19 protein-coding genes and 1 pseudogene are annotated in these 14,052 nt (G+C 67.3%); 11 read left to right on the top strand and 9 right to left on the bottom strand.

The features are described 5' to 3' along the window. Positions 1-42 precede the first annotated feature (42 nt). The 6 genes and pseudogenes from OG817_RS25520 to OG817_RS25495 form a co-directional block, all read right to left on the bottom strand. Positions 43-564 carry a DUF1579 family protein gene (locus OG817_RS25520; RefSeq protein WP_406047147.1) on the bottom strand — a complete coding sequence of 174 codons (522 nt, stop codon included), beginning with the start codon at positions 562-564 and terminating at the stop codon, positions 43-45. Next, on the bottom strand, positions 515-790 hold the full coding sequence (locus tag OG817_RS25515) for an ABC transporter permease subunit (RefSeq protein WP_406057512.1): 276 nt from the start codon (positions 788-790) through the stop codon (positions 515-517). The genes OG817_RS25520 and OG817_RS25515 overlap by 50 nt, the downstream gene beginning before the upstream one ends. Positions 791-869: 79 nt before the next feature. Continuing rightward, a pseudogene (locus OG817_RS25510) lies at positions 870-1,142 on the bottom strand (ATP-binding cassette domain-containing protein); the annotation flags it as partial. 63 nt (positions 1,143-1,205) lie between these two features. After that, entirely contained in the window at positions 1,206-1,532 is a 327-nt protein-coding gene (locus tag OG817_RS25505) for a universal stress protein (protein WP_406047146.1), read from the bottom strand. After that, positions 1,499-1,858, bottom strand: coding sequence for a universal stress protein (locus OG817_RS25500; protein WP_406047145.1), 360 nt, complete (start codon positions 1,856-1,858; stop codon positions 1,499-1,501). The genes OG817_RS25505 and OG817_RS25500 overlap by 34 nt, the downstream gene beginning before the upstream one ends. A gap of 22 nt (positions 1,859-1,880) precedes the next feature. Further along, the gene (locus OG817_RS25495; RefSeq protein ID WP_406047144.1) at positions 1,881-2,855 is read right to left on the bottom strand and encodes an Acg family FMN-binding oxidoreductase; all 975 of its coding nucleotides are present in this window, start codon (positions 2,853-2,855) and stop codon (positions 1,881-1,883) included. 203 nt (positions 2,856-3,058) lie between these two features. Between OG817_RS25495 and OG817_RS25490 the strand changes: the two genes are divergently transcribed. The 6 genes from OG817_RS25490 to OG817_RS25465 are packed head-to-tail and all read left to right on the top strand — an operon-like array spanning position 3,059 to position 5,949. Next, entirely contained in the window at positions 3,059-3,619 is a 561-nt protein-coding gene (locus OG817_RS25490) for a hypothetical protein (RefSeq protein WP_406047143.1), read from the top strand. Positions 3,620-3,624: 5 nt separating this feature from the next. Next, positions 3,625-3,903, top strand: a complete 279-nt coding sequence (locus OG817_RS25485; RefSeq protein WP_406047142.1) for a universal stress protein — start codon at positions 3,625-3,627, stop codon at positions 3,901-3,903. Further along, entirely contained in the window at positions 3,876-4,160 is a 285-nt protein-coding gene (locus OG817_RS25480; RefSeq protein WP_406047141.1) for a universal stress protein, read from the top strand. The genes OG817_RS25485 and OG817_RS25480 overlap by 28 nt, the downstream gene beginning before the upstream one ends. A gap of 15 nt (positions 4,161-4,175) precedes the next feature. Continuing rightward, complete coding sequence (locus OG817_RS25475; protein WP_406047140.1) at positions 4,176-5,108, top strand: universal stress protein; 933 nt, start codon at positions 4,176-4,178, stop codon at positions 5,106-5,108. A gap of 20 nt (positions 5,109-5,128) precedes the next feature. Continuing rightward, the gene (locus tag OG817_RS25470) at positions 5,129-5,710 is read left to right on the top strand and encodes a flavodoxin family protein (RefSeq protein WP_406047139.1); all 582 of its coding nucleotides are present in this window, start codon (positions 5,129-5,131) and stop codon (positions 5,708-5,710) included. Beyond that, positions 5,707-5,949 carry an SHOCT domain-containing protein gene (locus OG817_RS25465; protein ID WP_406047138.1) on the top strand — a complete coding sequence of 81 codons (243 nt, stop codon included), beginning with the start codon at positions 5,707-5,709 and terminating at the stop codon, positions 5,947-5,949. The genes OG817_RS25470 and OG817_RS25465 overlap by 4 nt, the downstream gene beginning before the upstream one ends. Positions 5,950-6,006: 57 nt before the next feature. Here OG817_RS25465 and OG817_RS25460 read toward each other — a convergent pair whose 3' ends face one another. After that, positions 6,007-6,660 (bottom strand): helix-turn-helix domain-containing protein, encoded by a 654-nt coding sequence (locus OG817_RS25460; RefSeq protein ID WP_406047137.1) that lies wholly within the window; start codon positions 6,658-6,660, stop codon positions 6,007-6,009. Between the two features lie 217 nt (positions 6,661-6,877). On the opposite strand from OG817_RS25460, the gene OG817_RS25455 reads away from it, so the two are divergent. Continuing rightward, on the top strand, positions 6,878-7,561 hold the full coding sequence (locus OG817_RS25455) for a response regulator (RefSeq protein WP_406047136.1): 684 nt from the start codon (positions 6,878-6,880) through the stop codon (positions 7,559-7,561). Positions 7,562-7,937: 376 nt separating this feature from the next. Here the strand turns inward: OG817_RS25455 and OG817_RS25450 are convergent, their stop codons facing one another. Both OG817_RS25450 and OG817_RS25445 read right to left on the bottom strand, forming a co-directional pair. Next, positions 7,938-8,105 carry a hypothetical protein gene (locus OG817_RS25450; RefSeq protein WP_406047135.1) on the bottom strand — a complete coding sequence of 56 codons (168 nt, stop codon included), beginning with the start codon at positions 8,103-8,105 and terminating at the stop codon, positions 7,938-7,940. A gap of 1,133 nt (positions 8,106-9,238) precedes the next feature. Next, positions 9,239-9,553, bottom strand: coding sequence for a TraR/DksA family transcriptional regulator (locus tag OG817_RS25445; RefSeq protein WP_406047134.1), 315 nt, complete (start codon positions 9,551-9,553; stop codon positions 9,239-9,241). A 292-nt stretch (positions 9,554-9,845) separates the two neighbouring features. On the opposite strand from OG817_RS25445, the gene OG817_RS25440 reads away from it, so the two are divergent. From OG817_RS25440 to ctaD, 4 genes are all read left to right on the top strand, one after another. After that, on the top strand, positions 9,846-10,811 hold the full coding sequence (locus OG817_RS25440; protein ID WP_406047133.1) for a HAMP domain-containing sensor histidine kinase: 966 nt from the start codon (positions 9,846-9,848) through the stop codon (positions 10,809-10,811). Positions 10,812-10,813: 2 nt separating this feature from the next. Continuing rightward, the gene (locus OG817_RS25435; RefSeq protein ID WP_406047132.1) at positions 10,814-11,473 is read left to right on the top strand and encodes a response regulator; all 660 of its coding nucleotides are present in this window, start codon (positions 10,814-10,816) and stop codon (positions 11,471-11,473) included. 188 nt (positions 11,474-11,661) lie between these two features. Next, on the top strand, positions 11,662-12,144 hold the full coding sequence (locus tag OG817_RS25430) for a TraR/DksA family transcriptional regulator (RefSeq protein ID WP_406047131.1): 483 nt from the start codon (positions 11,662-11,664) through the stop codon (positions 12,142-12,144). 200 nt (positions 12,145-12,344) lie between these two features. After that, positions 12,345-13,994, top strand: a complete 1,650-nt coding sequence (ctaD, locus tag OG817_RS25425; RefSeq protein ID WP_406057510.1) for a cytochrome c oxidase subunit I — start codon at positions 12,345-12,347, stop codon at positions 13,992-13,994. The last annotated feature ends 58 nt before the right edge of the window (positions 13,995-14,052 follow it).

The raw sequence follows: 14,052 nt of genomic DNA, 5'->3' as shown, positions 1-14,052 counted from the left end.
GCCCGGACGCCACTCGTAGCGGGGACGGCGCGGACACCCCTGTCAGGCGGCTGTTTCGAGTGGACGGCAGGTGTAGGTCTCGATGAGCTCGTACGGTCCGCCATGCACGGATGCTTCGTTGCGCCACATCATCGTGGTGTCGTCGATGAGGCGCCAGGACAGGCGGATCCGGATGGGTGGGCGGCCGATGCTCTGGAAGGTGAGGAAGTCACCGTCGATCCTGCCGGCGAGGATCTCGGCGTGGCCGTAGTTGTCGGCGACCGAGGCGCGGTACTCGCCGGCCCGGGCGTCCCACCCCGCGACCCAGTGCAGCTGCCAGCGCAGGACGAAGGTTCCGTCGATGAGGAACTGGTCCTGCTGGTAGTCGCCGACGATCCAGAGTCCGTCCTGGATCGTGTGGTGCCGCCCGGTTCCGGTCGCGGTCATGGCAGGGCTGCGGGGCCCCATGGCCCCGGCCTGGATGGTGCCGGTCCAGCTGACATCGCGGTGGAACCGTGCCAGCCGGCCCATCTCATCACCGGCCTGCAGGGGCAGGGGAACTCCTGTGCTCGAGGTCGATGTCATGGCGTGCCTCCCGATCCGATGGTGCGGTGAAACTGACGTGTTGCCGATGAAGTTGCTGGAGGCAAGAAACACCAGATGCAAAGCGACCAGGGAGCGAGGGCCGTGACAGCGCCAGCGCGAGCGCCTTGTCGGCCACGATCCGGGAGCCCGACACCGGGGTGACGAGGAGGAGTTCGAGCGTTCCGCGTTCCTCTTCGCCGGCCAGTGCGCGGGCGCCGTGGCCGATGCCGCAGACCAGGAAGATCCCGGATCAGGGAACGGAATTCGCGTTGCATGATCGGATCCAGGCCCCTGGTCGGTTCGTCGAGGACGAGCAGGTCCGGGTCGTGCATGAACGCTTGCACGATGCCGACCTTCTGCCGGTTTCCGCGCGACAACGCGCCGATCCGTACGGTCAGGTCGAGATCGAACCGCTTGGCCAGCAGGTCGATCCGTTCCCGCTCCACTCCGCCGTACAGGGTCGCGAAGTAGCTCAGGTACTGGCGGCCGGTGAGATCGGGGTAGGCCACGAAGTCGCCCGGCAGGTAGCCGATCCGGCGCTGGATCGTGTCGTACTGGTCGGCAGCGTCAGCACGCAGCGCTGGACGGCCGTGGCCTGCTCGGCGAGGGTCCGTGTCTGCGGAGCGATGCTCAACATGGCTTCAGCGAACGATCGCGAGCGGGCACTGGGTGTGGTGCAGCACGCTCTGGCCGACCGAACCGAGCAGCAGGCCGGTGAAGCCGCCACGGCCACGGGAGCCGACCACGACGAGGTCGGGAGACCCGGACCGTCGCACGAGCGCCTGTGCTGCTGATCCCTCGGCCAGCTCCGTGGTCCACTGCACGTCGGCGTGGTCCGCGGCCGCGCCCGCCACGGACTCGGCGACGAGCAAGCGTCCCTCGTCCTCGATCTTGTGCTCGCCGAACTGCAGCATCGACGCTCCGCCGGCATAGGTCAAGAACGGACTGGTCCAGGCGTGTACGACCACCACCGTGGCCTGGCCTGCTGAGCCGCTTCGAGCAGCGCCTCCGCGGCCGGGCCACCGGCGAGCACGGTATCGACCTCCAGTCCGGGATTTTGCAGGCGAAGGGTCTCGGCCAGCGCGCTGAGCCCCTTCTCCCGGGTCGTACGCAGAGCGTCGAGCGGTACGACGTGTCCCGGTGACGGTCGCGAGTAGACGACGAGCTCGAAGGATTCGCCGATCCTCAGCGGCGCCATGTCCCGGGTTGCCTCGGCGGTCGCCCAGCGCACGGCGTCCGCGCTCGACGGCGATCCGTCGTAACCGACGACGATCGGGGCGGGGCGTGTCGACATGTTGAGTCTCCTTGTCGGTGTGTCAGAACCAGCGGTCGAAGGAATCGCGCCAGTCCCGGCGAGCGGTTCCGTGGGCGGGCTGTGCGGGGTAGCCGAGACGGATCACCATCTGCGGCCAGCAGCGCCCGCCGACGAGTTCGCGGACCGCGGCCCGGGACGGGCTGTGCTCGAGGACCTGGTTGAGGAAGGACGCGGCCAGGTCGTACGACGTCGCGACGAGGAGCGCCCGCTCCAGCGCCATGCCGGCTCGCAGCCACGCGGCCGCATCCTCTTGCGGCGTGCACAGCACAGCGATGGCCGGACTGTCCTCGAAGACGGCTTGGCTGCGGTGTGAACTGTCGGAGCCGGCGGACAGATCCCGGACGAACGCCGGGCCGGTGGGTAACGGACCGAGCGCACTCTCCTGGATGCCGTCGCCGGATCGGTCTCCACCGATCCACCGCAGCCGCTCGTGCAGGCGGTCTTCGTCGTGGAGGTCGTGCTCGTCGACCCGCCGGAGCAATTCGCCGAGCCGCGACGTCGCGTCCGCATCGAGCCAGCGCAGGGTCGCCCTCTCGGCCTGTGCCGCCTCGTCGAGTCGTCCCGTGACTCGCGGCGGGATCGGCTGATCAAGCAACGGACCGCGGTACGTGCGCCTGGCGCGGAGCTCGCCGTACAGGCTTCCGAGACCCGGCACCGGGGTCCTGCGGTCGGCCACGAAGACCCGTGCCATCACTTCCGGGCAATTCGGGTCGGGGTCCGGAACGATTCGGGACTCGCGGCCGAGCATCGCCGCCGCGACCCGGAGGTTGAGGACGGCCGCGCCGATCCCGATCCGGTTCGCGCGACCGGCCGGATCCTCGCTCGGCAACAGGCGCTTGCGATCGAGCAGTACGTCGACCACCGGACCGTGGACCTCGAAGCGCCACGGCTGCGTGTTGTGCATCGACGGCGCGTGCACGGCAGCCGTGAGCAGAATGCCGATCTCGTCGTCGGTCAGTACGGAGGTCTTGCTCATTCGCCGTCCGCCCTCCGGCTCTCAGCGGCACGCCCTTCGTGCCTCATCTCAGCCTCCGGTCTTCGGCGGGCACTTCCTAGCGGCGGGGGTCCCGACCCGGAGGGGCCCTTCGGCTGGTGCGGATGGGGTGACAACGGCCCTGACTGCGAGGTGGTGCTGCGGCCGACGATCAAGGTGTCGAATCGAGTGAAAGGAACGACACCATGACCACCACGCCGCACCGACGCAACATTCCGGCTCCTGTGATGGAGCTCGACGGCGATCGGCACCAGATCATCACCACGGCGGCCGGGCGTGCGCTCGCCGTCCTGCGGATCGCGTTCGGCCTCGAATTCCTCTGGGCGTTCGTCGACAAGGTGTTCGGCCTCGGCTACGCGACTCCGGCCGGCAAGGGCTGGATCGACGGTGGCGACCCGACCGCCGGATTCCTCGGCAAGGGCACCAATGGCCCGTTCGCCGACTTCTACCAGTCGCTGGTCGGTGACTGGTGGGTGACTCCGCTGTTCATGATCGGTCTGGCCGGTATCGGTCTGGCGCTGACCCTGGGCATCGGGATGCGGATCGCGGCTGTCAGCGGTGCGCTGCTGTACATGCTGATGTGGTCGGCGAACCTTCCGCCGGAGAACAACCCGGTCCTGGACGAGCACATCCTCGGCGCCATCACGCTCGTCGTCCTCGCGCTCGTTGCTGCTGGCAACGTGTGGGGCCTCGGTCGCTGGTGGAGCAAGCTCGACATCGTCGGCCGCTACCCGTGGCTGCGGTGAGCACAATGACCGTGCAGCCGGTGATCCACGTGGGTGTCGACGGCTCCTGGCGTGACACCGGTGCCCTCGAGTGGGCTCTGCAGGAGTCGTTGCTCCGGCACGAGCCCCTCCGGGCGGTGCACGTGATCGACGAACAGCTCCGGCACGTGCCGGGCTGGGAACCGGCTGCTGTCGACGAAGCGTCGATTGGGCTTGTCAACGATGTCCAGAAGTACTGGACGCAAGTCCGGGCCGACTCGACCAGAGGGCGGACCTCGTGGTCGGGCCGCCGGCCCGGACCCTGAGCAAGGGGCACTTCGAGAACGTCGCCGCCGAATGGCGGCAGAAGTACCCGGAGTTGACGATTCAGCTCGAGGTCCGGCGGGGGCACGTGGTCGACGGGATCGTCACCGCGGCCACCGAGACCGACGCCCAGCTCGTGGTCGTCGGCATCAGGCACCACACCCGGATCGCCGCCATGCTCGGAGGCTCCGTCACCCGAGGCGTCCTCCACCACGCACCCTGCCCGTTGGCCGTTGTACCGGCTACAGGCCTGCAGTAAGAGAGAGGTAGAAGGATGAGTACCTGGAACCGCAACGGACCGGTCGTGGTCGAAGTTGACGGTACTGCGGAGAATCTGCGGGTCGTGGACTACGCGTCCGCAGAGGCTCTGCGGACCGGTGCGGAGCTGGTGCTCGTGGCGCCGTACTCGGCGCACGGCTCGTACTCGCCGACGATGCCGGGGTACGCCCCGAAGGCGCCGGCCGAACTTGCGGACGACGCACTGCGGGTGGCGGTCGCGCACGTCCGGCACCGCGACGGCTATGCGATGGAACTGGCCGCGGTCGCGGGGGAGGGCTCGCGGGTGCGCGTCCTCGCGCACGCGGCGCGGAGCGCCCGGATGCTGGTGATCGGCAGATCACGCAGCCGTGGTCCGCAGCGACTGGTGCATACGCACACGAGTCTGACCCTGGCCGGCCGGGCCGGCTGCCCGGTGGTCGTCGTACCGCTGTCGTGGAAGCCCTGCCTGCTGGACCGCAAAGTTGCCGTCGGCATCGACGGTACTCCGCTGTCCGCGGAGGCGCTGGAGTTCGCGTTCGGGGTTGCGGCCGGCCGCGAGGGTGACCTGATCGTCGTGCACGCCGGCCTGCCCGCCGAGCACGCCTGGAGCGACCAGGACCCGGAGTACTCGTGGATCAGCCGGGCCGACCACATGCTGTCCGAGACTCTGGCCCCGTGGACGAGCAGGTTCCCGGACGTGAAGGTGACCCGGTTCCTGAGCAGCCGCCGGCCGGCGGCGGCGCTGGTGCACGAGAGCGTCGACGTCGGCCTGGTCGTGGTCGGATCGCACGCCGGTCCGTTGCTGGTCGACGCGGTGGCGCGCCGGTCGGTTGTGGCGATGACCTGCCCGGTCGCGATCGTGCCGCATCACGTGACAGCCACCGAGCGCGAGCGTGTGGAGAAGCTCCGCGACGCCCGGCGCGGCGAGCTTGTCGTTCCGACCTACTGACCCCGAAACGGAGGCAGATCATGTCCGACACCGGACGCGCGCTCGTAGTCTACGAGTCCATGTACGGCAACACCGAGAAGATCGCGGAGGCGATCTGCACAGGCCTGAGGGAGAGTGTGCCGACCGAGATGGTCCCGGCCTACCGGGCCCCGACGGTGGTCCCCGGGGATGTGCGGCTACTTGTTGTCGGCGGACCGACGCACGCGTTCTCGATGAGCCGCGCGTCGACCCGCCAGGAGGCCAGGAATCAGCACGTGGTGGTGATGCCTGTCGAGACCGGCATCCGCGAATGGCTCGGCATGCTGAGCACGGATACCGGCTTCGCTTCGGGACGACGTGGCCGGCAGGTCGAGGTCGCGACGTTCGACACCCGCATCGCCAAGGTCCGCCGGCTGCCGGGCTCGGCCGCGAGGTCGGCTGCCAAGCTGCTGCGCCGGATGGGCTTTCGGTTGCTGACTGGATCGGCGAGCTTCTTCGTCGAGGAGACGACCGGCCCGATCCGCGAGGTCGAGGTCGACAGCGCCCGCCGTTGGGGTGAGGAGCTGGGACGGTTGCTGACCGGATCGCCGCACGCAGCGCGCAGCGGAGGAGACGAGCGATGATGCACGCGATGGGTGGTATCGCCGCTGGCTGGATCGTCCTGGCAGCGACTCTGTGGGCCCTGGCCGTCGGTGGTGTTGCCTGGGGCGCCGTACGACTCATCAATCGGTCTCCGCCGACGCCGGTGGGCCTTCCTTCGCCCTTGGACATTCTCGAGCGCCGGCTCGCGGCCGGCCTGATCACGCATGCGGAGTTCGACGACGCCCGCGCGCGGCTGCGGGAGCACGAGCTGGATCTCTGACCGCAGCAATCGAAAGAGGCTCACCGGCAACCCGGTGAGCCTCTTTCGGTGCTCGGATCACCAGGAGCGGATCCGCCGGCCCGAGATGCGATGCGGCTCGATCGCGACGTACGTTTCGCGCGTGCCGCCGGCCCACGGCTCTACGCGGTTGAGTGCGGACTCGATCTCTTCGTTGGTGGCCGGGCGGACCATGCCGTTCACCAGGACGCTCCACCCGTCGTGCATACCTTCGTCGACGCGGTCCAGCTCGAAGGCGATCGGTGCCAGGTCGAACTGCGCGACGGCACTGTCCGCGGCCGTGCGGAAGATGATCAGATCGTTCACGTAGCAGTAGTTGACCGGGATCACGGTCAGGTCGCCGGCCCGGTTGTACGCGATCCGTGCGACGCCACCCGACTCGATGAGCTTGACGCATTCGTCGCGGCGCATCGGCTCGAGCACCGGTTCGGGCGTGAGTGCCGTGCGGCGTGTCCATTGGTGCTGCAGCGGAGCGAACAGTTCGGTGATGGTCGTGTCGAGAGCCCGCGAGAGTCTGACCAGTTCACCACCGGTCAGGATGACCGGCCTGGTCTCGATGCGCTCGATGCGGCGGGTGCTCATGCCGGTGCGTTGGGCGACTTCCGACGTACTCAGCCCGAGCGCCGTCCGGCGATGCCTGACCCGCGCGCCGAGGTCGCCCGGCACGTCCACGTTCTGCGACCTGGTGTCCATCGGAGTCCGCCTTCCTGTCGATTTTCGCGCTTCCAGCCAATCAAGCTGACGGATGGCCGGGCAGGGCCCGAGGTCCCCGGCCACCAGGGCCGTTGGGCGTATCTGTCCGGCGGTGCACGCCAAAAGTCCCGGGGTAGACGGGACGGTCGTCCTCCCTGCGGAGAGGAAAAGTGAGGGATGCTTGGGGGGCATCGCGCCGGTCAGGTGCGTCCGGCGGATGAATCTGAAGGAGACGGAGACCGAGATGGCGATCAGGGTCTTTCTGCTGGACGACCACGAAGTGGTTCGGCTGGGGCTGCACCAGCTGCTCGAGGACGAGCCGGACATCGAGGTGGTGGGTGACGCTTCGACCGCCGCCGAGGCGATCGCGCGGATCCCCGCCGTTCGGCCGGATGTCGCCCTCCTGGACGTCCGGCTGCCCGACGGCGACGGCGTCTCCGTCTGCCGCGAGATCCGCTCCACGATGGAGAACCCGCCGGCTTGCCTGATGCTCACGTCGTACTCCGACGACGAGGCACTCTTCACGGCGATCATGGCCGGGGCCGCCGGATACCTGCTGAAGCAGGTGCACGCCGCCGACCTGGTCGGCGCGGTACGCCGGCTGGCCGCGGGGGAGTCCCTGCTGGACCCGGCGATGACGATGAAGGTCCTCGAGCGCCTGCGCCACCCCGTCGCCGAGGAGGACCCCCGCTACGCCGCCCTCACCGAGCAGGAGCGCCGCATCCTCGCGGAGATTGCCGAGGGCAAGACGAACCGCCAGATCGCGCAGTCGCTGTATCTCGCGGAGAAGACCGTGAAGAACTACGTCTCGTCGCTGCTGCGCAAGCTCAATGTGGAGCGCCGCACCGAGGCCGCCGTCTTCGCCATCGAGCACTCCAAGGCGTTCCCACCGCAGAAGTAGGTGCTCATCGGACCGTCAGCCGAGCTGGGTCGCGGTGAGGGCGGAGCCGATGCCGGCTGCCCAGGTGCGGATCTTGTCCCACTCGCGGGACTCGGCGGCCAGGTTGCCCGTGGCTAGATCTGCACGACCACCTTGTCGTGCAGACCGAGCTCCGGTGATGACCGCCCGCGGTACGAGTGATCGACCGGTGAGGCGACGCGATACCCGCGTGATGGCCGGCGATGGCGCGCGCTGCAACGATACGCGCGCATCTGATCGTCCGCGGGAGGGTTTTCTTTGTCTGCCCAGAGAGCGTTCGCCTCTTCAAAGTGCTTTCACGAAGACTCGCCGGCTACGGGTGTGGTCAGGGCAGCGACTACACCCGCGGTCTTGAAGATCATCGAGAGATGTTCCGCATGATCGACATGGACCATCGGGCCCCTCGCGCGAATGCGGTGTCGAGGTCCTCGTCGGCGTCCGGAGGATAGGTGACCGCTGCCGGCCTGCCGTGCTTGACGTACTTCACCGAGCCGACGAGTCGGCCGGTGACGTCAGTGACAGGCATGCCAACCCAGATCACGAGCAGCGCGGATGGTCTGGGTCTGGACGGACGCTCAGCCACGGATTCCTCCTCCTCGGATGCGACTCTCCGTCCTGTCTCGCGCGTTGATGGGGTGGATCCCCGGGCGGAAGGAGGAACGACACGCGATCTCAAACTTTCCTCAGCATCCTCGTCACGTCGGCGGTCGGTGCAGCGACTAAGAGTTGCAGGCATCAAATATCGCGAAGTACAACTTTTGTTCCGGGCAATCCTCAGAACCACGTGCAGTCGCGCCGGCTGGACCACTCTCGGCATGAATCAGCCACTGCAACTTTGGGAGGTGGAGCTGTGGCCGGCTCAAGTGCCCGAACCTCGAACGCCCCGACGGATGACACCGTCGACGACATGGTCGCCGCGATACTGACGGCGTCGCGGGTCCTGGTGGGGATCTCGGCCCGGCCGCCGGCGAAGGTAGAGGAGACGGTCACGCTGACGCAGTTCCGCACGCTGGTCGTCCTCGAAGGCCATGGGCCCAGTCGGCTGAACAGGTTGGCCGAACGCCTGGAAGTGACCGCAGGGCTGGTCCGCCGCGTCAGTCGGGCCCCGCAGGACCGAGATCGAACGGGTCGTCCGCGCGATGGCGGTCACCCGACGGCGCGAACTGATCCGCGCGCTGGAGGCGTTCGCGACTGTGGCCGACGAGCCGGCCGTGGCGGCGGACACGGCTGGCCACCGTGGCTGGTGATCGGCCCCGGTCATTGCTGGGCCGCGAGGAAGTGCTGACACGGAGTGCAGTAGCGCGCCTGAGGGTGGACCGACAGACACTGGAGGCTGATTGTGCGACCACATCGGCCGCATCCGCCGTACCGTCCCGCGTCCATTCGGGTCAGAGCGGCCTCAGTTTCGGCCAATGCGGTCTGCGCGGCCACGGCGAGTTTGTCACGGACCTCGCCGTGCGCGGCGGTGTCACGAGCGCCTGCCGTACCGGCTGCGTCGTTGGTATCCTCAGCGATTTCCCGGAGTTGCTGACGCCGGAACTGCAATTGTTCGAGCAGTGCCGACCGCAGAACAGTGAGTTCTGCGGTCTCGAGGCGTCGGTTGTCGACTGCAGAAATCTGATGGGTCACGGCCGCAACTCCTCCACTGGATCGGCTCTGTCAGCTGGCGCGTTGCTGGCAGCCCACGCAGAAGCGTGCGTACGGCAGGATCTCGAGGCGCTCGACGGGGATCGTGGTTCGGCAGCTGTTGCAGGCTCCGTAGGAGCCGTCGGACAGGCGCCGTCCGGCAGCGTCGATCTCCTCGAGAACGCGCTCGATCGCGGCGGTCTGTGCCGCCTGCAGGTCCTCGTCCGCATGCGGCGCGGACTCCTCGATCGCCCTCAGTTGGGCGAGGCGGGAGTTGCGCTCGTGTGCCAGGCGCTGGCGTGCTTCGTGGTGTGTGAGTCGTGGGGCACGGCCCATGTCCGTCGTCATGTGAATCGGGGTCCTTTCAAGGGACGTCAACCGGAGACCGGCGTGCGCCTGGGGGCAGTGCGCACGCCGGCTGTCTGCGGGAGGCCGTCTTGAGGCTCGTGATCTGTTCTGTCACCACCATCGGCGATGCAGCAGGGGCAGACCATAGGGCCTGACACCCATTTCGGGAGCTCGGACCGCCGCAGGCAGAGGCGGATGAGTGTCAGCCCGATCGACTTGCAGTGGGGGAACAGGCACGCTGGGCAGCATGGAACATATGCCGAGCCATCAAACAGCGGCGGCGAGGAGAGGCGTGCTTGCAGCGCCATTGTTCTGGCGCATCTTCGCGCTGAACGCGGTGGTGCTTGCGGCCGCGACCGCAGTGTTGCTGTGGGCACCGGTGACGGTGTCCGCTCCGGTGGTTTTCACCGAGGCACTGGTGCTGCTGGGCGGTTTCGCGGTCATGCTGGTCGCCAACGCTGTACTGCTGCACCTAGGGCTGGCTCCGCTGGACCGGCTGAGCCGCCGAATGGCGACGGTTGATCTGCTCAAGCCCGGACAGCGGCTGCCAGTCGCCGGTCAGGGTGGTGTCTCGCAGTTGATCCGTGCCTTCAACGAGATGCTGGCGCGGTTGGAGGCAGAACGTGCCACCAGCAGTACCCGGGCGCTGTCTGCCCAGGAGGCGGAGCGGCGACGGATCGCTCAGGAGCTGCACGACGAGGTCGGCCAGAGCCTGACCGCCGTACTGCTGGAACTCAAACGAGCGGCCGGGCGGGTGGACGACTCCGACCTGCGCGCGAACCTGCTCCATGCTCAGGAGACGACCCGGGAGAGCCTGGACGAGGTACGCCGGCTGGCGCGGAGGCTGCGGCCAGGTGTGTTGGAGGATCTTGGTCTCGTCAGTGCTCTGACTGCGCTGGTGACCGAGCTGTCCACGCACACCGGTCTCGCGATTCGTCACGATTTCCAGCCTGGTCTGCCCGTGCTGGACGAGCAGGCCGAGCTTGTGATCTATCGGGTTGCCCAGGAAGGACTGACGAACGTTGCCCGCCATGCCGACGCCGACTACGTGGAGATCAGCCTGCGCCACGACGAGGGAGCTGTCAGTCTTCGGATCCGTGACGACGGCCGCGGCCTCGGGCTGGCCCACGAGGGAGCCGGAATCCGTGGCATGCGTGAGCGCGCACTGCTGGTTGGCGCCACCCTCGATCTTGGCGCCGCGCCGGCGGGTGGTACCGAGGTAAATCTGCTGGTGCCACTCGACCGGAAGGGAGTATGAGCATGGCTGCACAGGACGCCATCCGCATCTTGCTCGCCGACGATCATGCCCTGGTACGCCGCGGTGTACGGCTGATCCTGGACAGCGAACCTGGCCTGACGGTGGTCGCCGAAGCAGGAGATGGCAAGGAGGCCGTCGACCTTGCCCGGTCCGTCGAGATCGATCTGGCGATTCTCGACATCGCCATGCCGAGGATGACCGGGCTGCAGGCAGCACGTGAGATGTCGTCGCGCCAGCCCGACCTGCGGATTCTCATGCTGACGATGTACGACAACGAGCAGTACTTCTTCCGAGCCCTCAAGGCCGGAGCAGCGGGCTATGTGCTCAAATCCGTCGCTGACCGCGACCTGGTGGAGGCGTGCCGGGCCGCGATGCGCGGAGAGCCGTTCCTCTACCCGGGAGCGGTGAACGCGCTGATCCGTAACTACCTGAATCGGGCACGCCTCGGCCAGACCATCCCGGAGCAGATCCTGACCGCCCGCGAGGAAGAGGTACTCAAGCTCGTTGCCGAGGGGCACTCGTCCAAGGAGATCGCTGGAATCCTGTTCATCAGCATCAAGACGGTCGAGCGGCACCGGGCGAACATGCTCCAGAAACTCGGCCTCCGCGACCGCTTGGAACTGACCCGGTACGCGATCAGGGCCGGCCTGATCGAGGCCTGACCGGCTGCACGGTGAGCCGCGCTCCTCAGCCAGGTCTGCGAGGTTGCCGACACCCGGCAACGATGGCGTCTGGCGTTCGCCGATCGGGCACGTTCTCAGCCCAGGTGCGGGACGGCATCGTTGGGATCGTGCGAACACGGAGGCGCGGGTATCGCGGCTCTGCGATTCGTGCCGACGAGGAGGTTTCGATGACCGACCTGGATCAGGTGGCGCCACCCGACACACCACGTGACCCGCGCCCTGCCAACTTGCAGTGGTATCGAGACGAGCTCGAGCAGCAGCGGCGGTTGCGTCTCGATCAGTTCACCGACCTCGCGTACGACGCGTTGGCCGCCTCCGGATCTGCTCAGAGTGACGTGACCGCAACGCTGATGAGAGATGCCAAAGCTGCCCTGGCGGACATCGACGCTGCTCTCTTCCGGCTCGCGATCGGCGCCTTCGGGATCTGCCAACGCTGCGGACGCGCCGTCTCCGCGTACCGGCTGCAGGCCATCCCGATGGCCAGTCTCTGCCTGCGATGCCAACTCTCCAAGGAGTCGGGGAACGACCGCCTGCATCCATGGCGCACAGGCACCATCCCTCCGACATCTCCTTCGCGAGCGCCGCGGGACATCGTTGACGTGTGGGGCGAGGATTCGTTCCCCGCCAGCGACCCGCCGGCGAACTGGTGAGTCGGTCCGTGGGGACCACTCAGGCCGGCGACAGCGATCCGATCCAGAAGCAGTTGACCCATGTTGGCGCCCACCAGGACCGTCCTTGGTCGGTCACAGCCAGGGTCGGACCCGGCGAACCCGCGGCAGGACGTCGCCGTCCGCTGGGCCGTGCGGTGGTGCGAGTCCTCACCACCACCGATCACAAGCTGATCGGCCACATGTACCTGATCACGTCGTTCGCGTTCTTCCTGATCGGCGGCCTGATGGCGCTGGTCATGCGCGCCGAGCTGGCCAAGCCGGGCCTGCAGATCGTGAACGAAGAGGTCTACAACCAGCTCTTCACGATGCACGGCACGATCATGCTGCTGCTGTTCGCGACCCCGCTGTTCGTCGGCTTCGCCAATGTCATCATGCCGGTGCAGATCGGCGCCCCGGACGTCGCGTTCCCGCGGCTGAACATGTTCAGCTATTGGCTGTTCCTGTTCGGCGGGCTCATCGCGTTCAGTGGATTCTTCACCCCGGGCGGCGCGGCGAGCTTCGGCTGGACCGGGTACGCGCCGCTGTCCAACGCGGTCCGCTCGCCGGGCATCGGCGGTGACCTGTGGATCATGGGTCTGTGGATGGCCGGTCTGGGCACCATCCTCGGTGCGGTCAACTTCGTCACCACGATCATCTCCTTGCGGGCACCAGGTATGACGATGTTCCGGATGCCGATCTTCACCTGGAACACTCTCATCACGTCGATCATGGTGCTGGTGGCGTTCCCGATCCTGGCCGGCGCGCTGCTGATGCTGGAGGCGGATCGAGCCCTGGGGGCTCACGTCTTCGATGCCGCGAACGGCGGCCCGATGCTGTGGCAGCACCTGTTCTGGTTTTTCGGGCATCCAGAGGTGTACATCATCGCGTTGCCGTTCTTCGGCATCATCACCGAGATCCTGCCGGTGTTCAGCCGCAAGTCCGTGTTCGGCTACCTCGGTCTGGTCGGTGCCACGCTGGCGATCGCTGCGTTGTCGATGACGGTGTGGGCGCACCACATGTTCGTCACGGGCGCGGTCAGCCTGCCGTTCTTCTCGTTCATGTCGTTCATGATCGCGGTGCCTACCGGGGTGAAGTTCTTCAACTGGATAGGCACGATGTGGGGCGGCTCGGTGTCGTTCGAGACGCCGATGCTGTGGTCGCTCGGATTTCTGACCACCTTCTTGTTCGGTGGATTGACGGGGGTGATCTTGGCCTCGCCGGCCTTGGACTTCCAGGTCACCGATTCGTACTTCGTGGTCGCGCACTTCCATTACGTGGTCTTCGGCACGGTGGTGTTCGCGATGTTCGCCGGGTTCTACTTCTGGTGGCCGAAGTTCACCGGCCGGATGCTGGACGAGAAGCTCGGGAAGTTGCACTTCTGGTTGCTGTTCATCGGTTTCCACACCACGTTCTTGGTGCAGCACTGGCTGGGTGTCGAGGGCATGCCGCGGCGGTACGCGTCGTACGGCGCGAACGAGGGCTTCACCACGCTGAACGAGGTCTCCAGCGTCGGCGCCTTCATCCTCGGCGCCTCGACCCTGCCGTTCCTCTACAACGTCTACAAGTCGCGCAAGGCGCCGCAGGTGGGCGTGGACGACCCGTGGGGCTGGGGCCGCTCGCTGGAGTGGGCGACCAGCTCCCCGCCGCCGCGGCACAACTTCGAGAAGCTGCCACGGATCCGCTCCGAAAGCCCCGCCTTCGACCTGCACCACCCGGACGTTTCGCTCACCGAGTCCCCGGACAATCGCGCGCCGAAGGACAACCTGCTGGATGCCGGCGAGGACCAGGACCGGGGCGACCATCTCGGGGAGATCGCCAGTACCGAGGCCGAAGGAGAAGACACGAGGTGAGAAACCCACGCCTCGGTCAGAAGCCAGGTAACGGCTGTGGTCACGGGTGCTGTGTCGC

The sequence above is a fragment of the Kribbella sp. NBC_00889 genome, from assembly GCF_045207705.1.
Classification (GTDB): Bacteria; Actinomycetota; Actinomycetes; order Propionibacteriales; family Kribbellaceae; genus Kribbella.
Note: the sequence above shows the minus strand (reverse complement) of the source record. Positions and strands in the feature narration are given on the sequence as shown.